The 25,423-nt window shown below is 49.1% G+C and carries 27 protein-coding genes and 2 other annotated features (1 of these 29 only partly in view); of the genes, 20 read left to right on the top strand and 7 right to left on the bottom strand.

Annotated features, from left to right (window positions below):
* Window positions 1–155 (top strand) — a binding site (T-box leader) (it extends 90 nt beyond the left edge of the window).
* A 52-nt stretch (window positions 156–207) separates the two neighbouring features.
* Genes trpE through trpA form a run of 7 tightly spaced genes read left to right on the top strand, consistent with a single transcriptional unit; the run spans window position 208 to window position 6,550 of the window.
* Entirely contained in the window at window positions 208–1,572 is a 1,365-nt protein-coding gene (gene trpE, locus D5E69_RS12695; protein WP_048003830.1) for an anthranilate synthase component I, read from the top strand.
* Entirely contained in the window at window positions 1,569–2,180 is a 612-nt protein-coding gene (locus D5E69_RS12690) for an anthranilate synthase component II (protein ID WP_048003829.1), read from the top strand. Before trpE ends, D5E69_RS12690 begins: the two co-directional genes overlap by 4 nt.
* Entirely contained in the window at window positions 2,152–3,183 is a 1,032-nt protein-coding gene (trpD, locus tag D5E69_RS12685) for an anthranilate phosphoribosyltransferase (protein ID WP_048014394.1), read from the top strand. Before D5E69_RS12690 ends, trpD begins: the two co-directional genes overlap by 29 nt.
* Window positions 3,180–3,959, top strand: a complete 780-nt coding sequence (trpC, locus tag D5E69_RS12680; RefSeq protein WP_048003827.1) for an indole-3-glycerol phosphate synthase TrpC — start codon at window positions 3,180–3,182, stop codon at window positions 3,957–3,959. Before trpD ends, trpC begins: the two co-directional genes overlap by 4 nt.
* Window positions 3,956–4,576 (top strand): phosphoribosylanthranilate isomerase, encoded by a 621-nt coding sequence (locus D5E69_RS12675; RefSeq protein WP_048003826.1) that lies wholly within the window; start codon window positions 3,956–3,958, stop codon window positions 4,574–4,576. The genes trpC and D5E69_RS12675 overlap by 4 nt, the downstream gene beginning before the upstream one ends.
* The gene (gene trpB / locus D5E69_RS12670) at window positions 4,573–5,772 is read left to right on the top strand and encodes a tryptophan synthase subunit beta (protein WP_048003825.1); all 1,200 of its coding nucleotides are present in this window, start codon (window positions 4,573–4,575) and stop codon (window positions 5,770–5,772) included. Before D5E69_RS12675 ends, trpB begins: the two co-directional genes overlap by 4 nt.
* Window positions 5,765–6,550, top strand: a complete 786-nt coding sequence (trpA, locus tag D5E69_RS12665) for a tryptophan synthase subunit alpha (RefSeq protein WP_048003824.1) — start codon at window positions 5,765–5,767, stop codon at window positions 6,548–6,550. The genes trpB and trpA overlap by 8 nt, the downstream gene beginning before the upstream one ends.
* A 163-nt stretch (window positions 6,551–6,713) precedes the next feature.
* Here the strand turns inward: trpA and D5E69_RS12660 are convergent, their stop codons facing one another.
* Window positions 6,714–7,307, bottom strand: coding sequence for an SAM-dependent methyltransferase (locus tag D5E69_RS12660; RefSeq protein ID WP_048003895.1), 594 nt, complete (start codon window positions 7,305–7,307; stop codon window positions 6,714–6,716).
* Between the two features lie 93 nt (window positions 7,308–7,400).
* Window positions 7,401–7,665 (top strand) — a binding site (T-box leader).
* 57 nt (window positions 7,666–7,722) lie between these two features.
* Here D5E69_RS12660 and metG point away from each other — a divergent pair.
* Both metG and D5E69_RS12650 read left to right on the top strand, forming a co-directional pair.
* Complete coding sequence (gene metG / locus D5E69_RS12655) at window positions 7,723–9,357, top strand: methionine--tRNA ligase (protein WP_048003823.1); 1,635 nt, start codon at window positions 7,723–7,725, stop codon at window positions 9,355–9,357.
* A complete protein-coding gene (locus D5E69_RS12650; RefSeq protein WP_231579026.1) occupies window positions 9,354–9,842 on the top strand; it encodes a metallophosphoesterase family protein in 489 nt (162 codons plus the stop codon). Before metG ends, D5E69_RS12650 begins: the two co-directional genes overlap by 4 nt.
* A gap of 48 nt (window positions 9,843–9,890) precedes the next feature.
* Here the strand turns inward: D5E69_RS12650 and D5E69_RS12645 are convergent, their stop codons facing one another.
* Entirely contained in the window at window positions 9,891–10,694 is an 804-nt protein-coding gene (locus D5E69_RS12645; RefSeq protein ID WP_048014396.1) for a GNAT family N-acetyltransferase, read from the bottom strand.
* Window positions 10,695–10,868: 174 nt separating this feature from the next.
* Here D5E69_RS12645 and D5E69_RS12640 point away from each other — a divergent pair, with 174 nt between their 5' ends.
* The gene (locus D5E69_RS12640) at window positions 10,869–11,231 is read left to right on the top strand and encodes a VOC family protein (RefSeq protein WP_048003821.1); all 363 of its coding nucleotides are present in this window, start codon (window positions 10,869–10,871) and stop codon (window positions 11,229–11,231) included.
* 221 nt (window positions 11,232–11,452) lie between these two features.
* Window positions 11,453–12,148, top strand: a complete 696-nt coding sequence (locus D5E69_RS12635) for a hypothetical protein (protein ID WP_053072384.1) — start codon at window positions 11,453–11,455, stop codon at window positions 12,146–12,148.
* A 73-nt stretch (window positions 12,149–12,221) separates the two neighbouring features.
* On the opposite strand, the gene D5E69_RS12630 is transcribed toward D5E69_RS12635, so the two are convergent.
* Both D5E69_RS12630 and D5E69_RS12625 read right to left on the bottom strand, forming a co-directional pair.
* On the bottom strand, window positions 12,222–13,286 hold the full coding sequence (locus tag D5E69_RS12630) for a DUF3900 domain-containing protein (protein WP_048003820.1): 1,065 nt from the start codon (window positions 13,284–13,286) through the stop codon (window positions 12,222–12,224).
* 111 nt (window positions 13,287–13,397) lie between these two features.
* Window positions 13,398–14,012 carry a PH domain-containing protein gene (locus tag D5E69_RS12625; RefSeq protein ID WP_048003819.1) on the bottom strand — a complete coding sequence of 205 codons (615 nt, stop codon included), beginning with the start codon at window positions 14,010–14,012 and terminating at the stop codon, window positions 13,398–13,400.
* A gap of 149 nt (window positions 14,013–14,161) precedes the next feature.
* Between D5E69_RS12625 and D5E69_RS12620 the strand changes: the two genes are divergently transcribed.
* Window positions 14,162–14,788, top strand: a complete 627-nt coding sequence (locus D5E69_RS12620) for an NUDIX hydrolase (RefSeq protein ID WP_159130354.1) — start codon at window positions 14,162–14,164, stop codon at window positions 14,786–14,788.
* Window positions 14,789–15,159: 371 nt separating this feature from the next.
* On the opposite strand, the gene D5E69_RS12615 is transcribed toward D5E69_RS12620, so the two are convergent.
* The gene (locus D5E69_RS12615) at window positions 15,160–15,420 is read right to left on the bottom strand and encodes an excalibur calcium-binding domain-containing protein (protein WP_048003817.1); all 261 of its coding nucleotides are present in this window, start codon (window positions 15,418–15,420) and stop codon (window positions 15,160–15,162) included.
* 177 nt (window positions 15,421–15,597) lie between these two features.
* Here D5E69_RS12615 and D5E69_RS12610 point away from each other — a divergent pair, with 177 nt between their 5' ends.
* Window positions 15,598–16,041, top strand: a complete 444-nt coding sequence (locus tag D5E69_RS12610) for a hypothetical protein (protein WP_048003816.1) — start codon at window positions 15,598–15,600, stop codon at window positions 16,039–16,041.
* Window positions 16,042–16,372: 331 nt separating this feature from the next.
* Here D5E69_RS12610 and D5E69_RS12605 read toward each other — a convergent pair whose 3' ends face one another.
* Window positions 16,373–16,969, bottom strand: coding sequence for a hypothetical protein (locus D5E69_RS12605; RefSeq protein ID WP_159129750.1), 597 nt, complete (start codon window positions 16,967–16,969; stop codon window positions 16,373–16,375).
* A 239-nt stretch (window positions 16,970–17,208) separates the two neighbouring features.
* On the opposite strand from D5E69_RS12605, the gene cspD reads away from it, so the two are divergent.
* From cspD to D5E69_RS12585, 4 genes are all read left to right on the top strand, one after another.
* Window positions 17,209–17,406, top strand: coding sequence for a cold-shock protein CspD (gene cspD / locus D5E69_RS12600; RefSeq protein ID WP_048003814.1), 198 nt, complete (start codon window positions 17,209–17,211; stop codon window positions 17,404–17,406).
* 145 nt (window positions 17,407–17,551) lie between these two features.
* Window positions 17,552–19,057, top strand: coding sequence for an MDR family MFS transporter (locus tag D5E69_RS12595; protein WP_048003813.1), 1,506 nt, complete (start codon window positions 17,552–17,554; stop codon window positions 19,055–19,057).
* 126 nt (window positions 19,058–19,183) lie between these two features.
* Window positions 19,184–19,906 (top strand): Type 1 glutamine amidotransferase-like domain-containing protein, encoded by a 723-nt coding sequence (locus D5E69_RS12590; protein WP_159129749.1) that lies wholly within the window; start codon window positions 19,184–19,186, stop codon window positions 19,904–19,906.
* Complete coding sequence (locus D5E69_RS12585) at window positions 19,903–20,337, top strand: GNAT family N-acetyltransferase (RefSeq protein ID WP_048003811.1); 435 nt, start codon at window positions 19,903–19,905, stop codon at window positions 20,335–20,337. Before D5E69_RS12590 ends, D5E69_RS12585 begins: the two co-directional genes overlap by 4 nt.
* Before the next feature lie 38 nt (window positions 20,338–20,375).
* Here D5E69_RS12585 and D5E69_RS12580 read toward each other — a convergent pair whose 3' ends face one another.
* Window positions 20,376–21,467, bottom strand: coding sequence for an AI-2E family transporter (locus D5E69_RS12580; protein WP_148795275.1), 1,092 nt, complete (start codon window positions 21,465–21,467; stop codon window positions 20,376–20,378).
* A 197-nt stretch (window positions 21,468–21,664) separates the two neighbouring features.
* Between D5E69_RS12580 and D5E69_RS12575 the strand changes: the two genes are divergently transcribed.
* Genes D5E69_RS12575 through D5E69_RS12565 form a run of 3 tightly spaced genes read left to right on the top strand, consistent with a single transcriptional unit; the run spans window position 21,665 to window position 25,375 of the window.
* On the top strand, window positions 21,665–23,185 hold the full coding sequence (locus tag D5E69_RS12575; protein ID WP_159129748.1) for a spore germination protein: 1,521 nt from the start codon (window positions 21,665–21,667) through the stop codon (window positions 23,183–23,185).
* Window positions 23,169–24,275, top strand: coding sequence for a GerAB/ArcD/ProY family transporter (locus tag D5E69_RS12570; RefSeq protein ID WP_159129747.1), 1,107 nt, complete (start codon window positions 23,169–23,171; stop codon window positions 24,273–24,275). The genes D5E69_RS12575 and D5E69_RS12570 overlap by 17 nt, the downstream gene beginning before the upstream one ends.
* The gene (locus D5E69_RS12565; RefSeq protein ID WP_347566685.1) at window positions 24,206–25,375 is read left to right on the top strand and encodes a Ger(x)C family spore germination protein; all 1,170 of its coding nucleotides are present in this window, start codon (window positions 24,206–24,208) and stop codon (window positions 25,373–25,375) included. Before D5E69_RS12570 ends, D5E69_RS12565 begins: the two co-directional genes overlap by 70 nt.
* The last annotated feature ends 48 nt before the right edge of the window (window positions 25,376–25,423 follow it).

The following is a 25,423-nucleotide window of genomic DNA, read 5'->3' as shown; positions in this document are numbered from 1 at the left end:
TGGACTTATGAGAGATGATCTGAACAGTGCAGTAGGATCATACGGATTTCCCACGTTACAGGGATAGGGTATAGGCAGGTAAAGCCGGTACCCGAATAAGAGGGGGACACCTGTCCCCAACCAGAGGTGGCAACGCGGTCAGCATCGTCCTCTATGAACAACTGTTCATGGAGGGCTTTTTTTGTGGAAAAGAATGGAGGAAGCAGAATGAGAACGATGAAAGTGAAGGAACTGAACGGGGATATGTTCACCCCGATCTCCTTATTCCAAACGATCAGCGGGAAGAAGAAATTCCTGCTTGAAAGCTCACTCAAAAACGAAGAAACAGGGCGCTATTCATTCGTCGGCAGCGATCCCTTCATGGAATGCAGGGCGAATGGTACAGATGTGATCGTGGAAGACGGTCAAGGCAAGAGATATGTTAGCGGTGATCCGATCTCCATCATTGACGGACTGATGCCGCGGGTTGAATCAGTGAAAAGTCGCTTCCCATTCATGGGTGGAGGGATCGGTTACCTTGGTTACGACGTGATCAGACAGATGGAGCAGATCGGGATCATACCGCATGATCAATTGCAGATGCCGGATATCCACCTGATGTTTTATGAAAAGGTCATCGTCTTCGATCATGTCGAGCAGAAGGTATTTATCGTCGTCACATCAGAAGATGCAGAAGATCTTGACAATCGGATAAGGGATGTAGAATCCGAGATGAGGATGATTCATCTTGATCCCCGCAAGGAAAAGATCGAGAAGCTTTCCTTTCAGGCCCAGCTGAGCAAAGAGGAGTTCATGGTGAAGGTGGAAAGGGCAAAGGAATCCATCCTGAAGGGAGATGTATTCCAGGTCGTGCTTTCACAGCGACTCCAGGCACGGTTCGATGGTGATGCCTTTTCCTTTTACAGGAGCCTCCGGAAATCCAATCCTTCACCTTATATGTTCTTCATAGACTTTGAGGAATATGTGGTGTTGGGCGCTTCACCCGAGAGTCTGATCAGGGTTAAGGGTACTGAGGTGACCACCAATCCCATCGCGGGGACGAGAAAGCGCGGTGAGACAGTGGAAGAAGACCGCAGGCTCGAAACCGAGCTTCTCGGTGATGAGAAAGAGATTGCAGAGCATCGCATGCTCGTCGACCTTGGGCGGAACGATCTTGGGAGGATCTGTGATCCTGGATCGATCAGATTGAGTAAATACATGTTGGTCGAACGATACAAATATGTGATGCACATCGTTTCAGAAGTGAAAGGTAGGTTGAAGGAAGGGATCTCTCCCCTCCAGGCACTGGCTGCCTGCTTGCCGGCGGGGACGGTGAGCGGTGCCCCGAAGATCCGGGCCATGCAGATCATCAACGAATTGGAACCGGTGAAACGGGGCGTTTATTCCGGAGCGGTCGGGTACATGAGCTTCACTGGTGATCTCGATTTCGCCTTGGCGATCCGGACGATGGTCGTGAAGGACCAATTGGCTTTCGTTCAGGCAGGGGCGGGGATTGTATACGATTCAGATCCCGCAAGTGAATTCGAGGAAACGATGAATAAAGCCAAATCCCTGTTGGAGGTATCGGAATGATCCTATTGATCGATAATTACGACTCGTTTACCTATAATCTGTATCAATACTTGACCGAGCTTGGGGAAGAGGTATTGGTAAAACGGAATGACCACACAAGCTTGGATGAAATCCAGGAGCTCGATCCGGAAGCCATCATTCTTTCACCTGGCCCAGGAAGGCCGGAAGATGCGGGTTTGTGCATCGACATTATCCAGAATCTTCACGCTAGTCTGCCGATATTGGGTGTATGCCTCGGGCATCAGGCCATCGCGGCTGCCTTTGGTGCAGAGATAGAGAGGGCAGGAGTCATCAAGCACGGAAAGACGTCGATGATCCGCCATACGGGGGGAGGCCTGTTCCACTATCTTCCTCAACCCCTCGAGGTGATGAGGTACCACTCACTCGTGGTGAAAAGAGGGACCCTCCCACCTCAGTTCGAAACGCTGGCCGTAGCCATGGATGATCAGGAAATCATGGCAATCAAGCATAGTCGGTATCCGCTTTACGGCCTGCAGTTCCATCCCGAATCGATCGGGACCCTGGCAGGGAAAGACATATTGAAGCACTTCATAGACGAGATGAGAAAGGGGAATCACCGTGAAACACGTACTGAACAAATTATCTGACGGTCATTCACTGGGGAGAGAAGAGATGAAGGAAGCAGTAAGGGAAATGCTTCAGGAAGGTACAACGGAAAGTGAGATCTCCTGCTTTTTGACCCTGTTGAGAATAAAAGGGGAAACCGTAGATGAGATCACGGCACTTGTGGAAGTCCTGAGGGAACAGGCAATGCCTGTCCATAAGCGTGAGCAGGGAGTCATGGATAACTGCGGAACGGGAGGAGACCAATCACAGAGTTTCAATATCAGCACCACCAGCGCGTTCGTCCTGGCAGGAGCAGGTGTCAAGATCGCAAAGCACGGCAATCGAAGCATCACGAGCCGTACAGGAAGTGCAGATGTACTGGAGAGTCTGGGTGTGGCCCTGGATTTTGACGGGGAAGAGGTGGAAGATCTTCTGAACCGGAACCATATCGCGTTTTTATATGCACCGTTTGTCCATAAGAGCCTGAAGAAGGTCATGAAGGTGAGGCGGGAGATAAAGATTCCGACCATCTTCAATCTCATCGGTCCCCTCACAAACCCGGTTCAACTGGATACGCAGCTGGTCGGGGTGTACCGGAGAGATAAACTTGAGACGATGGCGGAAGTGCTGAGGGAGCTCGGGCGGAAAAGAGCCGTTGTCCTGAACGGCGCAGGCCATATGGATGAAGCATCGTTGGCAGGAGAGAATCACTTGACCATCCTTGAAGATGGTCGCATTTCTTCCACGATCCTGAAAGCGGAGGATGTGGGTCTGAACTCATACGGAAATGAGGAAATCACCGGAGGAAGTGCGGTTGAAAATGCCGCCATTCTCATGAACGTGCTTGAAGGGCGTGAAGGAGCACATCTTGACACCGTGCTCTTCAATGCCGGCATCGGGCTTTTTGCAAGCGGCAAGGCAGGGACCATCTCTGAGGGAGTGAACCTTGCCAGGGAAAGCATCCGGAGCGGAAACGCCTTGAACGCTCTCCAATCCATGATCCACTATAGCGCAAATCGCAGAAAGAAGGTCATCCCATCATGACAACCATATTGGAAACAATCATCGAGAAGAAAAAAGAAGAAGTCGCAAAGCTGAAGACGGAAGGATTCAGGAGGTACCATCTTGGTGCCAATAAAAAGCCATTCCATTCTTCCCTCCAGGAGGCGCATCTCCACATCATCGCTGAAATCAAACGGGCATCCCCGTCGAAGGGGGACATCCGGACCGATGTCGACCCCTTGGAGCAAGCTAAGAGCTATGAACGTGCAGGGGCTGCGGCCATTTCGGTCTTGACCGACCAATCATTCTTCAAAGGAACCTTTGATGACCTTGCTGCGGTGAGCAGGGAAGTCTCGATCCCCGTCCTGTGCAAGGATTTCATGATCGATGAATGTCAAATCGATCAAGCGGAAGATGCAGGTGCCTCCATCATCCTCCTGATCGCTGCCGCCCTGGATGATCGACGGATGAAAGACTTATATGATTATGCCCGGGGAAAAGATCTTGAAGTACTGGTGGAAGTCCACGATGAAGTCGAAATGCAGAGGGCCCTGGCTCTCGGGGCAAGCGTGATCGGGATCAACAACCGAAACCTTAAGACATTCGAAGTGGATATCCATAAGACGGGAACATTGAGTGCCCTTGTGGATGGGCGGGATGTGAAACTGATCAGTGAGAGTGGAATCAAGGCCATCGAGGACTGTAAGACAGTGGCAGAAGCCGGAGCCGATGCCGTCCTCATCGGAGAAACCTTAATGCGCAGTAAGGACCCTGCCGGACTTGTTGCTTCCTTTCAAGTAAAGAAGGTGTCGGGATGACGAAGGTCAAGATATGCGGAGTAAGAACCCTTGAGGAAGCACAATGGGCGGTGGAAGCCGGAGCCGATGCCATCGGATTCGTGTTTGCAGAAAGCAAAAGGAGGATTTCGGTACGGGAAGCAGCGGACATCAGCTCTGCACTGCCGGACCGTGTAATGAAAATCGGTGTTTTCGTCAATGAATCCAAGCAAAACCTTGAATCCACCTTTGAACAGGCTGGCCTTGACTATGTGCAACTCCATGGAGATGAAACACCTGAATTCTGCCGCACACTTTCCGTTCCGTTCATCAAAGCTATATCAATCAAAGAGGAAGCAGATGTAAAACGGGTGGGGCTTTATCCCGAATGCCCAGTTCTTGTAGACAGTGGAAAGGGACCTCATCGCGGTGGTAACGGGACCACATTCCAGTGGGATTACCTGAAGGGGATCGAGAGGTCAGGGCATCGGATCATCCTTGCTGGAGGATTGAATGTATCCAATATAGGTGAAGCCATCCGGGAAGTCCGTCCGGAAATGGTAGATTTATCGAGCGGGGTAGAAACGGACGGAAGAAAAGACCGGGAAAAAATCTTCGAACTGATGAAGACAGTCAAACAATTGGAGGGAATACAATGATGTATGCACAGCCGGATCAACGAGGATTATTTGGACCATACGGGGGTAAATTCGTCCCTGAAACGCTCATGAAGGCGGTGAATGAACTTGAATCCGCTTATGAAGAAGCGATGGAGGACCCATCCTTCCATGAAGAACTGCAGCTCTACCTGAAAGACTATGTGGGTCGGGAGAATCCCCTCTATCATGCTAGGAATCTATCAGACAAAGTCGGTGGTGCGAAGATCTATCTGAAACGCGAAGATCTGAATCATACAGGTGCACATAAAATCAACAATACAATCGGTCAGGCCCTGCTTGCCGTCAGGATGGGTAAGAAGAAAGTCGTCGCAGAAACAGGGGCGGGGCAACATGGTGTGGCTACGGCAACCGTATGTGCCCTACTGAATCTGGAGTGCGTCATCTTCATGGGGGAAGAGGATATCAGAAGGCAGAAGCTCAATGTATTCCGGATGGAACTACTCGGAGCAGAAGTGGTCGGGGTCAAACAGGGGAGCGCGACCCTGAAGGATGCCGTAAATGAAGCCCTTCGCTACTGGGTATCGCATGTCGATGACACCCATTACATCATGGGGTCCGTCCTCGGCCCGCACCCGTTTCCTAAGATGGTCAGGGACTTCCAGAGCGTCATCGGAAATGAAACGAAGAAACAGTTTTTCTTAAAGGAAAACAGGCTGCCCGATGCAATCGTCGCATGCGTGGGCGGAGGTAGCAATGCCATGGGCATGTTCCACTCGTTTGTGGAAGACGACGTGGCATTATACGGTGTGGAAGCCGCCGGTGCAGGTGTCAAAACGGATAAACATGCAGCAACTTTGACGAAGGGGTCAGTGGGGATCCTGCACGGCAGCATGATGTATCTGCTGCAGGATGATAGCGGTCAGATCCAGGAAGCCTATTCGGTTTCAGCGGGACTTGATTACCCAGGTGTCGGTCCTGAACACAGCTTTTTAAAAGATGAGGGACGGGTGACCTATGCGGCGGTGACCGATGGTGAGGCACTGGATGCCTTCCAGCTTCTGTGCAGGACCGAAGGCATCATTCCGGCACTGGAAAGCTCCCATGCCGTTGCCTATGCTGTAGAGCTAGCGAAGGGGATGAAACCGGAAGAATCCGTCGTCATCTGCTTATCGGGCCGTGGAGATAAAGATGTGAATCAAATTCAAGAGATGCTGGGAGGTAGTCAACATGGGTAAGGAGTATTTGGAAACGGCACTGAAAACCGAACTGGAGCTGGGGAATAAGGTGTTCATCCCCTACATCATGGCAGGTGACGGAGGGGTGGATGAGCTCATCCCCACCCTCCAACGGTTGGAGGGGCATGGGGCGACAGCCGTCGAGATCGGGATCCCGTTCTCGGATCCGGTCGCCGATGGCCCCACGATCCAGGAAGCTGGAAAGCGGGCGTTGAAGCATGGGACAACACTCGCTGACGTACTGGATGTACTGAAGGAAAATCGACTTAAAGTCGGGATCCCACTGGTATTCATGACCTATATCAACCCGATCTTCCGCTATGGCGTCTCCCGTTTCTTCCGTGACTGCCGGGAAGCGGGAGTGGACGGTCTCATCATCCCTGATCTGCCCTTGGAGCATCTTGATCTCATAGAAGCGGATGCTGTGGAGCAAGGCATCGCCATCATCCAGCTTGCGACACTGACCAGCAGTGAAGAACGCATCAAGGAGCTGGCACGTAGATCGGAAGGTTTCCTGTACGCCGTAACCGTCAAAGGAATCACCGGAGCACGGAAGGAATTCGACGGCGTCATCAGCAGGCATCTCAATCTGCTGAAGGAACACAGCCCGGTCCCGGTCCTCGCAGGGTTCGGTATCTCGAGCCCGGATCATGTGAAAAGCATGTCGCAGAGCTGTGACGGCGTCGTGGTTGGCAGCAGGATCATCGATCTCATTCAGGAAGGGGATGAGGAAGCCATCAAGTCACTGATGGATGCATCCAAAGGAGTACGTGCATAAGAAGAGTGCTCCTTCACATGGGACTTGTTATGTGAAAAACCAAGCGTCATCCGCCTTGTATGAAAGAATGGATGCGCTTGGTTTTTAATGTCAGAGGAAAGGCGAAGTCAAAGGAGGATGGATGAATGAATCAAGCCCGATGTTTAGTATTGGTGCCGGGCCCTTATTTTTTGCAGGTCACACAGACGGTCAGGGCAGGGGACCCATTTTTATAGGAGATGGAGAGATCCTTGAAACCGGTTGAACGAAGGGCAGAAGCAATGTCTTGCCCGTACTCTTTTGCCCGTTCATCGCTCGCTTCGTCACCCCTTGGCTGAACGGTGATCAGGAGGGTGCCACCTTCATCCAATAGAGAGTGGATCCTTGCGAGGGATTTCTCTTGATCGCTCCAAAGTGGATAGTTGTTGATGGCAAAGATCTTATCATACGCCGTCTCACCGGAGAAATCGCCTATATCTCCCTTCCATAGACGGACCCGGCCTTCTTGGATCGCTGTCTCATTCTTTTTTCTGGCCGTTTCCTCCATCGTTTCTGAGATATCGATTCCGTCGACGGACGCATCAGGGTATGAAGCAGCGATCCGTTCGATGCAGGAACCCGTCCCGAATCCGATTTCAAGCACCCTGTCTCCGTTTTTAATGCCTAACCGTTTCAAGCTCCACCGGTGGATCCTGCGATTATCGAACTCCATGATTTTTCCTGCCAACCATCCCAACGGACCGGATGGTTCTTTGAATTGTTTCTGAAGTAAGCTCAAGTTGGAATGCTCCTTCCCTGTTTTCCTTTTTCTTTCCACAACGCTGGCGAAATAAAACCTCTTGCCTTTTTTGAAAAAAGTGGCATACTATACTTAATCGCGACGATGAGAAGAGTACGGATCAATTCGGTCTTGAAAGAGAGCCCCGGCAGCTGAAAAGGGGCAGGCACAGACTGGTCCCGAAGATGGTCTCGGAGCGTTCCATTCGAAACCTTTGGAGTAGGGTGGGACGGGGCAGGCACCCGTTATCACACGCCGGAGTATAAGGGCCAGATCGGCTTCGTACTCATGAAGGCAGGATTTGCGCGAGCATCCTGCGAACTAAGGTGGTACCACGAGCATCCCCCTCGTCCTTAGACGTCTTTATGGCGTCAGGACGGGGGTTTTTTGTTTACAACAAAAGGAGATGATCAGCATGACAGTATTCATTGGAGGAGCATGGCCGTATGCAAATGGTTCCCTGCATCTGGGGCATGTAGCAGCCCTGCTGCCGGGGGATATCCTCGCACGCTATTACAGGATGAAAGGCGAAGACGTCCTCTACGTATCCGGGAGTGACTGCAACGGTACGCCGATCGGGATCAGGGCGAGCCAGGAAGGTGTCCCCGTGGAGGCAATCGCCGATCGGTTCCACCAAGAATTCAAAGAAACGTTCGATTCCCTCGGATTCAGCTATGACCTTTATACGCGAACAGACAAGCAGCCCCATCATGAAGCGGTGCAGGAAATCTTTCGGACGCTTCACCGAAATGGGTGGCTGTATGAGAAAGAAGTCGAACAGGCCTATTGTGAAGTGGATCAACGTTTCCTGCCAGACAGATTCGTAGAGGGAATCTGTCCGGTATGCGGGGCAAAGGCAAGGGGAGATCAGTGTGATCATTGTTCGACGGTCCTGGATCCCTTGGATCTCAAGGATCGAACGTGCAAACTATGTCAGACCGAACCGGTGATTAAATCGACGACCCATCTCTATTTTGCCCTCTCGGAATTTCAGGATGCACTTGAGGAATGGGTAAAGGACCATGGGGGTGACTGGCGTGAAAATGCCCTTAATCTGACGCAGAGATATTTGAATGAAGGTCTTCATGACCGGGCCGTGACACGTGACCTTGAAAATGGGGTGGCTGTTCCGGTTCAGGGATTTGAAGATAAGAAGGTGTACGTGTGGATCGAGGCGGTGAGCGGATACTATAGTGCTTCCAAGGAATGGGGAGTTGAAACAGGGAAGGACTGGAAACGTTTCTGGGAAGAGGACACCCGTACATATTACGTCCATGGAAAGGACAATATTCCATTCCACACGATCATCTGGCCGGCTGTCATGAAAGGGATCGGAGTAGAAGCGCTTCCTCATCACGTGGTGTCCAATGAGTACCTGACCCTCGAAAAAAAGAAGTTCTCCACCAGTGGCAATTGGGCCGTGTGGGCGCGCGATCTGTTGGATCGATATGAACCCGATTCCCTGCGATATTTCCTCACGATCAATGCCCCGGAAAAGAGGGACGCGGATTTCTCCTGGAGGGAGTTCATCCATAGCCACAACGGAGAGCTTCTCGGAGCATTCGGGAATCTGGTGCAGCGCACGCTGAAGTTTTATCGTAAAGCCTACGGAGAAAAGGTGGAATTTGCTTCCGTCGGAAGAGAATTACGTGAAGAAGTGCAAAATCAATTCGATCTGGCCGGAAAGCGCATCGAAGAAGGTACCACCAGGGAGGCGCTTGATGGCATCTTCGCCTACATCAGAGGGATCAACAAACGCTTCGATGAATCGAAACCCTGGGTGGTCGTCAAGGAAGATGAGAATCGCGGGAAAGAGCTTCTCACGGGATTCATTTATATCATTGCCAACCTACGCGCACTCCTGAACCCTTTTCTTCCTGAAAAAGCAGAAGAGCTCGGCAGGCAGCTGGGGTCGGACATTGCTATGTGGGGTCCTGTACAATCTGATGTCCTTCATCTTCAAGAAGGTGGACCGCTCTTTGAAAGGATCGATCCAACTGTCATCGAGGAAGAAGTGGAGAAACTGATTGCGGAAAGCATCAACCCATGATGAAAGTGGTGATCGTGGCCGATACCCATTTTCCGAAAAAAGGGAGGGATTTGCCGTCCCCACTCGTGAAGGACCTCAAAACGGCAGATCACATCATTCACGCAGGCGATTTCCAAACGATCGAGCACTATGATGCGTTGAAAGAATACGGACAGGTGACCGCCGTTGTGGGGAATGTGGATGATGAGAGCCTCAGGCAAATCCTTCCAGATAGAACGATCATTACGTTAAAGGACCTCCGCATCGGCGTCGTTCATGGAGACGGAACAGGAAAGACGACGGATAAGCGTGCGCGCCTTGCATTTGAACCGGATGAAGTCGACCTTATCGTATTCGGCCATTCACATATCCCCTATGTAAGGGTGGATGCGGGGGTGCCCATGTTCAATCCGGGCTCGCCGACGGATAAACGCAAGCTCCCGTACTACTCTCATGGAGTACTTGAGATCGGAGATGTGTGGAGTGTAAAGCATGTCTTCTACTGAATAGGAAATGAAACAGCCGGTGCCCTTTACAAGGCCCCGGCTGTGTGATTAATGAGAGAGGGAATAATAGTCCTGATGATTCTGAACGACGAAGCCGAGTGACGTGTAAAGTTTAAGGGCAAGTTCATTTTTCGCCGCAACATCCAGCCCGATAAGGGAATATTGACCGGCTGCCTCCCTCACCACCCGGCTCAATGCCTGACGCCCGATTCCTCGTCCCTGAAGAGAAGGGAACACAGAGAACCAGTAGATATAGCATTGTCCCCCGTCACGTGCTACCTTCATTTGACCTGCGACTTCACCATCAGACAGGATCATGAGGGTATCGTTGATATGTGCATCATCGAATGAAGCATCCTCAATGCCGAAACATTCCAACCCGAGACGTTTCATCTCCGGTACATCGTTCCGGGTGGCCCCGCGGAGAACGATTGAGGCGTCCGGTACCGGCAGCTCACATGGGATCCACTCCATTTCAAATTCGGTGTTATCGAATACGCCGCCATTCGCTTCAATGAACGCTTTCCCGGCAAGAGAGCGTCCGTGAGAATTGGCCAGCACCTTTTTCACAGGTTTCTTAACGATCTCTGTCATGGCCCGGTCGAAGAGGGATTGAAAGATTCCCCTCCTCCTGAATCCGGGATGAACCATGCCGCATAGTTCAATGGTGCTCCCGAAAGGATAGACTCCAAGGAAACCGGTGAGGCGTCCGTTATCGTAAATCACGAGATCATATGACTCATAGGATTCTCTCCGGAGCATGTCCCCATTTAATTTGATGGTGATGCCATCATGTGTTTCGCAAAGGGTTTGAAGGTTGAAAATGTCATCGAGTTGATCGTGTGTCAGCATTCATCGCATCTCCGTTCTTCCGTATTATGTCTATATTGTATTAGATTAGCAGAGTGCCGTCTGTCCGGCAATAACCATCTGATAAGAAATCCTTATGAACAGTCCTCAAGGATTTGATCAGCTTAGGCCTGCCCTATCAAGTATAATGAAAATGAGAAAAGGAGAGTGATGGCGATGATCGCAGGGATTCACCACGCACAAATAACGGTTCCTTCCGGGAAGGAAGAAGAAGCCAGGGCCTTTTACTGTGGCTTGCTTGGACTGGAGGAAATGGATAAGCCGGAGAGTTTGAAAGGGAGAGGTGGCTTCTGGCTTCGCACAGGTAATGCAGACCTTCATATCGGGACGGAAGAAGGGGTCGATCGATCCCAAACGAAAGCCCACATTGCTTATGAGGTCGATGATGTAAGGTATTGGAAAGAACATTTGGAGAAGCATGGTACCGACATCCTTCCCTCGATTCCCATTCCGGGCTATGACCGCTTTGAATGTCGCGATCCCTTCGGCAACCGGGTGGAGATGATCCAGGTGCTATAGAAGTATTCAATGAATCCCCACTGCATTGCCTGCCACGAACGGAATCGAAATCAGAGCATCCTATGCCAAAGGGCAAGGGATGTTTTTTTATGGGATGCACGAATCCCCACAAAATCTTTGGGAAGGTTCTGTAGAGTTGGGTATATTTAACTATTTAATCTATATTTTTTGCGCTTTTTATAGTAAAATATTACTATTATATTTCAAAGGAGATAACATGCATGGGTTTTCTGAAAGAATTGGGTCAGGGTGCAGGATGGTTGGTTGGTGGGGTGACAGGCGGTCTGATCAAGGGTGTAGGTGAGGTGACCGGATCGCCGTTCATCAAAGAAGTGGGAGATGGCGTGAAGCATTCGAGCGAATTTGCCGGGAAGCAGTTGGGAAATCTCTCAGAAGGCGTATGGAATGTAGGGAGTGGACTGATAACGAAGGACGAGCGAAAAATCGAACAGGGATTTGACGATCTCGGAAAAGGTGTTTCCAATACGGCCAAAGCGGTGGGGCATAGTGTTGTATCAACGGCAAAAAGTGTGGGGCATGTTGCGGGAGGACTGATGGATGGGGATGAGTCCCGTTGGAAGCAGGGGCTGCGGGACGTAGGAAAAACAGTGGCGGTAGGGGCATTGGGCGTTTCCATTTTGGATGCGGTAGACGTACTGGACATCAATGGGAATGAAGGAGGAGTTGATTCACCGCCTTCACAGGAACATATGGCAACAGGAGAAGCAGAACACGAGTACATACGCGAGGAGAACTCAGACAGCCACCGGGTGGAGCCATACGAACGTACGCTTCCGAGCGGAGAGACCATTTGGGTCGATGGAGACGGTGATACAAGTATGGACCGCACGGCAGAAGAAGGGGGAGGCTGGAATCAATCCAATCCTGACTACCTTACACCTGTTGGCAGGGGATAAACGGTTTTCATGCGGGGAGCCATTGAATGGAGGAATCAATAATAGGGGTCCCTTTCCGATGGGACCCCTATTGTTAAGTGGTTTTATTCTGGATACGCTCAATCACCTCATGGAGATCATCCGGTTTCAGGAACTCCAATGGAGAAAATCCCTGCTCGAACGTCACGGTATCGCTCTCGATCATGAGGACGTACCGGTCGTTCACTTTTGCAAAATGGAGACGGTCCCCGAAGTCTGACAGCATCGCCTTCACGGCCATATGGTCAAGGCGCATCTTCAGCTCCACTTCCGGTGACTGCTCGACAATCTGCGCTGCGGCTTCGACGACTTGTTCCGGGGTGAACCTCTCCTGCATCTCCCGTTTCGGGCTGATGGCCCATTCCTCAACAGCCTCCTCGAACTCCGCTCGCTCGTCGCTTGATTCGGCATACGTTTCGGAAATATGTTCCTTGACCATGCCATACACTTGGGATTTTACGATTTCAGGCATGGATTTCTCGAACTCGACCCACTTGAGGAAGTTTTCGAAATAATGGGCATGGGATGCCTGATGGATTTTCAGTTCAGCCGGGTCCATCATCCCGTCTTCCGGCATATACGGATACTGCACCGATTTCATCCCCTTTGTGGTGATGGCCATTTCGACATTGTGTATGAGCGTCGCTTCGTCCGTGATGGTTGCGACCTTCGGTTCGAAATCACATTTCATGATGAAGACAAAAGGATCATCAAAGAATTTCGTCAGCTTTGCAGTGGCAACGATCACGGCCCCTCCCCGGATTGCGCTCGTCTCGAGGTACATCTGCACGATTTGATCGGTGGCCTCTCGGAAGGTGTCGCTGTCTTCTGCGAACCGGGTCTTGTGGAAGAGATTGTAGTTGGGATTGGACGTCAGCTCATGACCGGGTTCAACGATAAACCGTCCGATTTTGGTTGGTGCATTTTCGGATTTCGCATGACGGTCCACCTTCCGTTTCGTGATCTTGGTGAGTTCACCGTCCAGGAATGTTTTAAGGGGGCTTTCTTCATAAGTTGCAGTCGTGAGGGTCTGGAAGTGTTTCTGACGCTTGTCTGCTTCCTCACCTTTTCCATCGACGGAAATCAGATAGAATGATAGATATTGTATCGTAAAGTCCATAAGTCCTCTCCTGTCATCATGTAATGCTTATACAGTATAAGAAAATCCCTCTCTTCCCGTCAATGATTCCCAATACAAAAGGAGACCCGGCGTGAGCCGGGTCGATGGATGTCAATTTTGGATGAACGTTTCAAATACGGTTCCATAATCCTTCTGCACGAAGGTCTTTTTCTTTTCAATCAGCCAGTCAAAGGCATATTCATTGATTTCCCTGAATTGAGCGGACACATCTGCGTGGTCTGCCTTTACCTGCCCCAGGGTTTGGGAGGCAACGGACAGGCTCTCTGAAGCGTAAGTTGAATACACGCTGTTATCAGCGGCAATCTCCCCGATTTTGATGAGGGATTTATAAAGGTCCTTCACTTCAGTGAGGAATTTTTTATGCACATCGATGGAATAAGATTCTGAACCGATCTTGAATTTGATCTCCACATCCAAGTCGACTGTACCGGCCGTTTCAAGCATGACGCCGCTGATTGTGTGCTTATAATAATCAAAGCGTTTCAACATGCGCTTCTTGCTTGTGGCGCTTGTACCGTCAAGGTGGATGAGGGCTTTATTGGTGAAACAATATTCATCGGACTTCGATTTGATCAGGAAGTATATCTTCTCCCCGTCTTCATGCATGATGTAGTCATCTGCATCCGCCTTATCATAATCCTGTGGATGGATGACCGAACCAATATCGCTCAGTCCCAGTACATCTGAAGCCATCTTTCCGAACATATCGCATCAATTCCTTTCTCGTATATACTCTTTCATTATATCATACTGGAGTTCCTTTGAGCCTTGGCAGTTGATGGAGCCGCATTGTTGTGACAGGTCCCCGGAACGGTTTATAATGAAAAGAAAAGAAGGAAATGGGGAGTGAGTACATGGATGAGAAGGGGTTGCTTGAAGCCTTCAAGCATCGGAAACCTAGGCTCCTTGGAGCAGGATCTTATGCTTCCTTCGCGATTTTGCTGCCACTGATACGGTTCGATGGGAAGCCACATATACTGTTTGAAGTCCGGTCCCGGGATATGAGGAGACAACCCGGAGAAATCTGTTTTCCTGGGGGGAAAGTGGATCCGTCTGATCCCGGTGAAAAGGAAGCTGCCATCAGGGAGACTTCTGAAGAACTCGGTATCTCAGTGGATGAGGTGATGGATGTCTACCCCCTTGACTATATCATCACACCCTTTGGAACGATGATCTATCCGTTTGTCGGATGGATCGAAACCACGCCGGAGAAGCTTCAACCTAATCCGGCAGAAGTGGGGGAGGTCTTTACGGTTCCCCTGGACAATCTGGTGAATGATGATCCTGATATTTATACGATCGATGTGAAGATGCATCCGGAAGAGTCGTTCCCTTATGACCGGATACCGGGAGGCAAACAGTATGAATGGCAGGCCAGGAAGATGCAGGAGGTCTTTTACTACCATGAAGACAAAGTCATCTGGGGATTAACGGCACGGATACTTCACCATTTTTTAAGCGAGCTGAAAAAAAACCAATAACCTTTCGGGAGGTTCCCCTAAGGACCGACACCCTTTCTGTCTTTGAGCCCTTTTTACTGCATGAATCTGTCAGGGTTTGGCACATTAAGGGTGAATAATGAACAATTTGACGTGTTTGTAACGGTTAAAAAGAAGGTATAGAAGATTATATCGAATGCAGGAGGGGGAACCAATCGTGATGATTCGTGCGAAAAGCTGGAAAATGTTAAGTTCTCGGGAGAAGCTGTTCATTCTAAAAGCGCTTTGCAACAGGCACTTGGTTTAAAGGAATCTGTCATTCTATACTCAGTCAGGGGAATTCATATGTTAAATGAAGAAAGATAGGGACATCCGCACATTGAAGTGACGGATGTCCCTATTTGGTTTGCTCGTTACCTTTCACATGCGATGGAGTCTTTGTCACGATCCTTACTCTTATTGGCATCATAAAGTGCTTTTGAAACATGCGGGGTGTATTTTGTCTTTCCGCCTTTATTCTTCACACCTTTCGCCCTGGCGACACCGCCTTTGTAGTCTTTGTTCAGTTCGGTACAGTTTTTATACTTCTTGGCGGCAGCTGCCTCAGTGGCGGGAACACTCAGTGAAGCGAGCGAGAGTGAGAGAATGAGTGCACAACCGATCATCTTCTTCATCGGAATCCTTCCTTTCTGTATGGATGAGAAAGTATATTCGACAAAAGAAAGGAAATTCCTTTCCGAGCTGTCATTTAATAAAAGTAGACTACAAGCATGTCACAGCGCCATAGAAGTAGGATTCCGTACGACATTCATGTAAAATGGAAAGGCACAACTTTATAGGGGGATCTGACAGTGAAAAAGAAAATATACGTATTGGCAGTGGGAATGGTGCTTCTCCTATTGATCACCGGCTGTAATCGTAATGCGGCGGAGATGATCAAGGGAGGGAGCGTGCAAGTGGATGAAGAAGCAGGAGAACTTACCTTTACGGCCATTGTGACAGATAAGGAACTTGAACCGGGGACACCATACCAGACGCGCTTCTTCTTAGAAGGCAACACGTTGAAAGAAGCAGTGGGTACCGACTTGGTTTATACAGACAAAGAGTTGAAGAGCAGAAAGGAAAAAGAGGGCGATGTGATCCAGGAAGTGACGGTCCCGCTCAAAAACAAAGAGACCCTCAAACAAATCATGAAAGACATCCGGGATAAGGATAAGGAGTCCGTGACGATAGAAATCGTCAATGAGAAAGGACTAATCGACGACCGTACAATACATGAATTGAAAGAAAATTGATCGAGAAAGAGGCTGGGACAGAAGTGTTTTAGTCATAGTAAAACCCGAATTCATTTGCCTAGGGTCAGGCAAATGAATTCGGGTTTTAAATTTGTTTGATGACCATTTACTTTTCATTTCATTGTTTGCAGCGGTTGATGGGAGTGCAAGACGAAGACTCATGCGGGAAGAGTAGCTGATGCGGGGCCCCGCAGGCTTGCCGGGGACGCTCACGGGCTACCCGGGGAAAGCGGAGTCTTGTACGGAAATCATGAGCGGCATAAAGAACCTATACGGATCGTGTTCGTCATGAAATGGTACCTATTATTATTTTGTCCCAACCTCGTATTCATTACGTCCTTTCATCATCCTTCTTTCCCCTCTGCTTCCATAGAAGAACAGCTGGACCGATGATCGGGATGAACGCAACGGGGGAAGAAATGCCGCGGAACCTTTTCATGGCATACCACGATAAGGAAACGAGGATCAGGAAGTCGACGGTCATGACACTGACCAGGGAAGATTGCATGAATGCGTCCCCGTAGGCATTCAAAGAAATCCCTCCTGTCAGAGGTAATAGCGACAAAATGAACAAAACCACGATGATGCCGATAAACGATCTGGAGGAGGTCACTCTCATGAGCCAGACAGGAGTGACGATCTTCTCAATCTCCTTGAAACGTCCCCTTAAGTGGAAATAAGGGAGGAGACTGAAGGCTCCTGTTCCCATGGATAAAAGGACGAATGGCCAGGCACCGCTCCTGCGATCCTGCAGCAGGATGGAAGCGAAGAGCAAGGGAAAAACCCCGAGGAGAGAGAAAATGGTCACCACCAGAGGTTCCACATTGGAGAATTCTCCGCGTATCAGGGCATGAAAGATCACATCCCTCCCTGATCCAGGGGCAAGGAAGATTGTATAAAGGATGAGCAGGAGCCACACCAAGATCATTCGTTTTCCTCCGTTCCATTTTTATGTGATGCTACTCTTCTAACCTTAAATCGTGCACGCTAAACTGCATGAATAAAATGAATTGAGAATATTGAGTTTTCTGAAAAATACTGTTATAGTATAGGTAGTTATTTTTGTTCGGTTAATTATCTTGATAGAAAATCTTCCGTCTTGAATCTTAATCAGAGCAGGAATAGTAACATTTTAATGTGCATGCTGCACGGGGAGGTCTATGATCTATGCTACAGGGTAAAGTAAAATGGTTCAACGCCGAAAAAGGTTTCGGCTTCATCGAAGTCGAAGGCCAGGACGATGTATTCGTTCATTTCTCCGCGATTCAAGGTGATGGATACAAGACGTTGGAAGAGGGACAGGACGTGACATTTGAAATCGTTGAAGGGGCCCGTGGACCTCAGGCAGCCAACGTTCAAAAGTAATCATTGTCGATTTCCGGACAGGGAGCGTGATCACGCTCCCTGTTTTTTTGCGGAGAGTTTGAATTGGACATCATGTAAAAAAGGGTTATAATTAACTACGATATTATTATATGACACTTTAGACATATAGAAAGGGTGTAGAACAGTGGTAGTAGAACAAAAAGGGTCCAAACTCGTCCTTGCGGGACTTCTTTTGGCCATCCTTATGTCTGCGATGGACAATACCATCGTAGCGACCGCTTTGGGTGCCATTGTCGCCGACTTAAACGGTGCAGATAAGTTCGTATGGGTAACGTCCGCCTATATGGTTGCGGTCATGGCGGGAATGCCGATTTTCGGGAAACTGTCTGATATGTACGGCAGGAAAAAATTCTTCGTGTTCGGCTTATTTGTGTTTTTGCTTGGATCGGTCCTGTGCGGTCTTTCACAAAGCATCGTCCAGCTCAGTATTTTCCGTGCAATCCAGGGTATCGGTGGAGGAGCATTGATGCCAATTGCCTTCACAATTGTTTTTGACATTTTTCCTCCTGAAGCACGAGGGAAAATGACCGGGCTCCTCGGAGCCGTCTTCGGTTCGTCCTCCGTCTTCGGTCCGTTGATCGGGGCGTTCTTGACGGACAATTTCTCATGGCACTGGATTTTCTATGTGAACCTCCCTATCGGTCTTCTTTCATTGATTTTCATCCTGGGTTCATACAAGGAATCGCCTGAACGTTCCGATCAGCGCATTGATTGGGGAGGAGCGATCACCCTCGTGGTTGCCGTCGTCAGCTTGATGTTCGGACTTGAATTCGGAGGAAAGGAATATGCCTGGACTTCCTGGCAGATCCTTTCTCTGTTCGCAGGATTTTTGATTTTCTTTATCGCATTCTTGATGATCGAAAGAAAGGCTGCTGAACCGATCATATCATTCTGGATGTTTAAGAGACCGCTTTTTGCCTCTGCTCAGGCATTGGCATTCCTGTACGGAGCGACCTTCATCATCCTGACCATCCTGATCCCGATCTTCGTTCAGGCGGTTTACGGGGGATCGGCGACGAATGCCGGTCTTGTCCTCACACCGCTCATGCTCGGTTCCGTCGTCGGGAGTGCAGTGGCGGGGATTTCCATGTCCAAGACGAGCTATCGGAATATCATGTGGATCTCCATCATTTCCTTTATCATCGGGATGGCTCTTCTATCGACGGTCGGTCCTGATACGAGCAGGTGGCTCCTTACGGTCTACATGGTCATCAGTGGATTTGGCGTAGGGTTTTCCTTCTCACTTCTGCCGAATGCAACGATCCATAAGCTCGAACCACGTTACAGGGGTTCAGCGAATTCAACGAATTCGTTCTTCCGCTCTCTTGGGATGACCATCGGGATCACACTTTTCGGTGCGATGCAATCAAAGTTCTTTGCTTCGAATCTGGAGGATGCATTCGGTAAATCAGGGGGAATGGCTTCTGGTGATTCAAGCAGCCTATTCTCTGCTGAAATGCGTGATAAGATCCCTGATGAGGTTCTCAGCAAAATCACTCAGGCCATGTCTGACTCCATCACCCATACGTTCGCTTATGCACTCATTCCACTTGGAATTGCCGTTGTGTTTGTTTACCTGATGGGGAAATCCAGATTAGAAGTATCTAAAACCAAGCCGAAAAAAGGCTGACCAACCCGAACTGTGGAACCTGTCATGACGGCAGGTTCCTTTTTTGATGGAAGTCAGTTGATCGTTCACTTAAAGGAAATAGGGAGGAGGATGTCGAATACCAGTAAGCAAAGGAGGCGTATCATCATGAAGCAAATCATCGCAATGGGCGGCGGGGGATTCTCAATGGAACCCGATAACCTTGCCCTGGATCAATACATACTGGATCAATCGAAAAAAACATCGCCCAAAATCCTGTTTCTGCCAACAGCTAGCGGGGATGCGGAAGGATACATCAAGCGCTTTTACGATGCATTCAATTCTCTTCCTTGCATCCCTACCCATTTATCGCTCTTCAAACCTCCAGTAAGAGACCTGGAAGGGTTTATTCTCGACCATGATATTGTCTACGTAGGGGGAGGGAATACCAAAAGCATGCTCGCCCTCTGGAGGGAGTGGGGTGTGGACAGAATTTTGAGAAAAGGCTACGAAGACGGAATCATTATGTCGGGCCTGAGTGCCGGTTCGATCTGCTGGTTCGACAGCGGTGTAACGGACTCATTTGGAGACGAACTCGATATCGTTCATGGCCTCGGATTCATCGAGGGAAGCCATTCCCCCCACTATGACGGAGAAACAGAGAGAAGACCGGCATTCCATTCGTTTATCAAGCAGGGATTGATCCCTGAAGGGTATGGGGCTGATGACGGAGCTGCACTTCATTTTGTGGACGGGAAATTGACGAGAGTCCTCACTTCTCGACCACAAGCTTCCGCCTATAGGGTGGACATAAAGGATAAGGTCATATCCGAGAAAAAGCTGGACTGTGATTATTTAATAGGAGAGCTTCCAAAGGGGGTCAAGCCATGATCATAAAGGAAATCCCTGCAGAAGAAACGTATGGATTGAGGCATGAAGTATTGAGGCCGGGACAGTCTCTTGATGCGTGTATGTATGAAGGGGACAAAGATGAGCAAACGTTCCATATCGGCATCTATCTTCAAGATCGATTGGTGTGTATCGGATCCTTTTATCACGAACAAGAGAAATCACTGTCACAACGGAATCAATATAGGCTCCGCGGGATGGCGACTCTGGAAAAGGAAAGAGGGAAGGGGATGGGCAGCAAGCTCATTGCCTACGCTGAATCGGTCATGGAGACCAAGGGTTCGGGGGCATGGTGGTGCAATGCGAGAACCACGGCTGTACCATACTATGAAAAGCTAGGCCTAGAGAAAGCCGGAGAAGAATTCCTCATTCCGGAAATCGGTCCGCATTATGTTATGTACAAGATCTTCTGAATAAGAAAAGGCCCTGCATTGCCTGCAGGGCCTTTTCTTCATTCTTTGATTGTGGAGCGTCGGATCCTGATGATCTTGAGAAGGTTCAAAACGATTGTCTTCATGACCGCGTAGAACGGCACGGCAAGGATCATGCCCACGATTCCGGCAAGATTTCCGGCTACCAGCAATAAGATGATGATCGTCGCCGGATGGGTATCCAGGCGCTTTCCGAGGATGAGGGGAGACAGGAAGTTCCCTTCGATCTGCTGGGCGATGACAACCACGACGATAACGAGGACGGCTTTCGTCGGAGAATCAAAGAGGCCGATGATCACAGCTGGTGCCGCGCCGAGGAATGGTCCAAGGAACGGTATGATGTTAGTTGCCGCTCCGATCAGTGCCATTACGAGGGCGTAAGGAAGACCAATGATGAGATATCCGATGAACGTAAGCGTCCCGACGAATGACGCAACCGTCAATTGTCCCTGGATATAAGCGGCTAGTGTAGCACCGGTCTCCTTCAGCGTTTTAACGCCTTCTTCCCTATAACTTGCCGGCATGAATTTGGCAATCGCACCAGGAAGTTTATATCCGTCCTTGAACATAAAGAACAGAAGAAACGGAACCGTTACAATCAAAACAGTGATATTCGTTACGATGCTGACGATACCTTTGATTCCCGACGTAATATTATTAGGAAGGGAATTGGCAATGCCCATAAGCTGGTTCTCGATGTCTTTTATGGATACATAGTCTTGTGCCATGACCCATTTGAATTGTTTCGTTTCAGACAGGTACTCGACGAACTGTTTGGTTTGATCGGCATAATTCGGCAGCTCATTGAACAGGCCCGTGATCTGCTTGTAGATGATCGGTGCCACATTCCCGATGATGAGGACCAGAATCCCGACAATGGCGGCATAGAGGACGATAATGGCAATGGTCCTTGGCAGCCGTGCCTTTTCCAACAGATTGACAACGGGATTCAGCAGGAAGTAGAGGAATCCTGAGATCACGATGGGGAAAAACAGTGTCGAGACGAACACGGCGATCGGTTGGAACAGGAACGAGATCTTCGTTGAGACGAAAATGATGGTGAGGATAATTAAGATTTGCAGGGTCCACGTATAAAATTTCTTCTTGGTCAACTGATTCACTCCTGAGATAGGTATGTAATGGATACAGTATACCAAAAAGCAGGTGGAGGTACATACTTAAAACGTTTCCTTCCGAGTGATATTTTTCATCATCCGATCTGAAGTCCATGACGTCCCATCCCTGAATATTTTACAGATGCGTGGAGAACGCTAAGCCTAATAATTTCTCTATATTGAGGGTGCTTGCTATGAAAGGGAAGAATCTTAAAAGGCCGATTCGGAAACTTAAGCCTCTGCCGGTAGAAGAAAAGGACGAACACAATGGTCTGGATGAAAAGATTGCTTTCATCAAAGAAGGGTTATTCCAGACAGACGATCTGTTCATCCGAGATCTTGTATTCAATGATCGGGCGTTGAAACTGATTTATATAGATTCGATCATCGAGGTAAAGAGCCTTCAGGAAATCGTGATCAAACCGATTCAGGAAATGCCCCGTGGTGAACTAGGGAATGTTGTTCACAGCGGAAACGTCAAGGAAACGGAAGATTTCCAGATACTTCTCGACGGTCTCGTTGACGGCCGATGTGCCCTCATTGAAGAGGGACGGGAAACGATGACCCTCGTTTCCATTCCGAAGGATCAGTCCGCCCACAGGGTGGAGCCGACGAATGAAAAAGTCATACGGGGGTCCCATCAGGGATTTGGGGAAGAAATCACGGAAAACGTCCAGTTCATCCGGCAGAGGATCACCAATGAAAAGGTGACGGTGAAATACGCCAATGCCGGTGAAACCACGAGAACGAAATACGCACTTATTTTCATTTCCGAGCTGACGAACCCTGGACTGGTCAAGGAGATTGAGCGTCGCATCAGCTATATTGATGTGGATAGCATCCAATCCCCAGGTCATTTCGAAGAGTTCCTGGAAGACAGCACGCTTTCCCCATTTCCTCAGTTCCTGAACACTGAACGGCCGGACCGTGCGGTAGCGAACCTGATGGAGGGAAGAGTCTTGTTGCTCATGGAGGGTAGTCCCACTGCCCTTGTGTTTCCGGTCACGTTCTTCAGTTTCTTTCAGACGTCGGAAGACTATAATACGAGGACGACCACAGGATCTTTCCTCAGAATGATCAGGCTGGTGAGCTACCTCACGACTTTGTGCCTGCCTGCTAGCTATATTGCTGTCATTTCCTATAACTACGAGATCATCCCAGTGGACATCATCTTTTCGATCAAAAATTCCCTGGAATATCTCCCGTTCCCGCCGCTCATAGAAGCTGCCATCATGCAATTCACTCTGGAGTTATTGCGGGAAGCGGCCATCCGCCTTCCGAACCCTATCGCTCAAACAATCGGTGTCGTGGGAGGTTTGGTCATCGGGACGGCTGTTGTGGAGGCTCACTTTGTGTCCAACACCATGATCATCGTCGTGGCCATCACAGCCATATCTTCCTTTGTCATCCCCTCGAACGAATTGAGTACATCGATCCGTGTGCTCGGTTTCCCGCTCATGGTTCTGGCGTCATTGTTCGGATTTTTCGGCATCATCATCGGTCTTGTTGTAATCTTGATCCATATGGCCACGCTCACCTCCCTGGGTCAGCCGTACTTGTATCCGGTGGCCCCCCTCGATGTGAAGGCGTTGCGTGATACCTTCATCAGGGTGCCGATCTGGCTCATGAAGGAGAGGCCAAAGGACGTCCAGGCTCAATATGACTGGAAATCATCAAAAGCGAGAGAATGGAAGAAACATGATGAGTCCAAGTAAGCGAACCCAGACCCAACTCGTCTTTTTCATCATCCAAACCCAGATCGGGGTGGGGATCCTCGGGCTGCCCTACAATGTCTTTCTGGAGGCTAAACAGGATGGATGGATCTCTGTCTTTCTCTCAGGCTGTTTGGTCCAGGTGATCATTACGATTTTGTGGCTCCTGGCAAAACGGTTTCCTGATCAGTCGCTATTCCAATATTCCAAGCTTCTGACGGGAAAGTATATCGGTACGGGAATCAACCTCATCTATATTATTTACGGCGTTTTGGTGACGGCGCTCATCCTTATGTACTCGACTAAAGTGATCAAAACATGGATGCTGACCTATACGCCAAAATGGATCCTGATGATGCTTTTGGTTTTGACGGCAATCTACCTTGCGAGAGAGCATATCGATACCATCAGTAATATTTATGTTGTGGTTTCGTTGTTAATTGTCTTTCTGCTAATCATCTCTTTCATCGTGGTCGGTACGTATCCCGTGGATTTCCGATATTTATTCCCGGTAGGTGCCCATTTTGGACTCTCTTGGTTGAAGGGGGCAAGGGAAGCGTACTTCTCCATGCTCGGCTTTGAACTCATGCTGATCCTGTACCATCACTTCAAGGACTTGGGGTCAAAGGCCATTCTAAAATCCGCGTCCGTGGCCAACTGGCTCGTGACGATCATCTATGCGATCATGATGATCGTCAGTACCATCGTGTTCAGTCCGACCGAGATTGAGATCGTCCCTCAACCGGTCCTTTACTTCGTGAAATCGCTGAATCTGCAGATCATTGAAAGGATCGACCTGGTATTTTTGTCGCTCTGGATCGTCAACGTGGTCACTTCCCTTACAAGCTATCTATTTCTGTCAATCGAAGGGACGCGGTACTTTTTTAAGGAGTTGTCAAAGAAAAAGGGTACCTGGATTTTGATTCTGTACGGGAGCATCAGCTTTTCGATCGCGGTCCTTTATCGGATTGAGCAGATTGATACCTATAATATGTTTGTGATCAGATTCTCCTTCTTGCTGGTTTGCTGTATTCCCATCGCCTTGCTGCTCCTCTCTTTCATCAAGAAAAAAGGAAAGGGTGCGTCGAATTGAAGAAGTTCCTTGTTGTTTTGCTTATATTGTCTCAGGTGATTCTTTCGGGGTGCTGGGATCAGCGGCTTTTAAAAAGAAGCAGGCTTGTGTATTCATCCGCTTTTGACTTGACAGAGGATAAGGAAAAGATCAGGGGGACTGCAGTCATCCGCGACTTCAAAGAAGGGGTCCCCACCAATCTGGAAGTCTCCGGAACAGGTCATACCATTCGTGACGTCAGGATTCACCTCGATAAGAAGGTATCCGACAACTTTGAACCTTCGAAGAACAGGGTCTTCCTGCTTGGGGAAAGCTTAGCAAAAGAAGATATCTATGATTTCCTCGATATCTTCTACCGGGATCCGAATAGTTCGATTTCCTCCAAGATTGCCATCACCAGGGGGGATGCAGGACCTTATCTCATGCACTTGATTGAAAACAACGTGTTGATCTCTGAGTATATCATCGAATCGATTTCTTCAGCCGAGTCCGTGACTGAGGTTCCGAAAGCCAATCTGCAAACGATTTGTACCATCATGTTCGATGAAGGGAGAGATTTCATGCTTCCCATGTTTGAATATAAGAATGATGAAATCGTATTGAATGGAACGGCGTTGTTCGACGAACGGCGCATGACCGGCGAGTTGGACTATTCACAATCTGCATTGATGCTTATCATGATGAAACAGAAGTCAAAAGTGGCCCGCTTTGTGACAAAAGTGAATTCGGGAAAAGAGCCGAATATCCAGAACTATATCACCTTCAATATCGTAAAGCCCAAGGTGAAAGTGGAATTCTCCTCATTGGAACCGGGTAACATCCATGTGAATCTATCCTTGAAATCCAATATCAATGTGGTGGAGTACCCGCCGAATCGTCTTTTTGATCAAAAGGAGTTAGATCATCTGAATGACGTGATTTCCAAAAATATGACGAAAAGGCTTGAGGAGACGATTGAAAAAGTCCAAAATGCCAATTCCGATGTTCTCGGCCTGGGGCGCGAACTGATTGCTTTCCATCCCGAAGTGTGGAAGGAACTGAATTGGAGGGAAGAATACCAGCGCATCACCTTCCATCCAAAGGTGGAACTTCACATTGTCGGCACGGGGATCATCAATTGACCTTTCATTACAAAAAACGGATGGCTCCCCGCGGGGCTCCATCCGTTA

Origin of the sequence: Rossellomorea marisflavi, assembly GCF_009806575.1 — a bacterium.
Taxonomy (GTDB): domain Bacteria; phylum Bacillota; class Bacilli; order Bacillales; family Bacillaceae_B; genus Rossellomorea; species Rossellomorea marisflavi_A.
The sequence above is the reverse complement of the archived record's forward strand: the minus strand, read 5'-3'. Positions and strand labels throughout refer to the sequence as shown.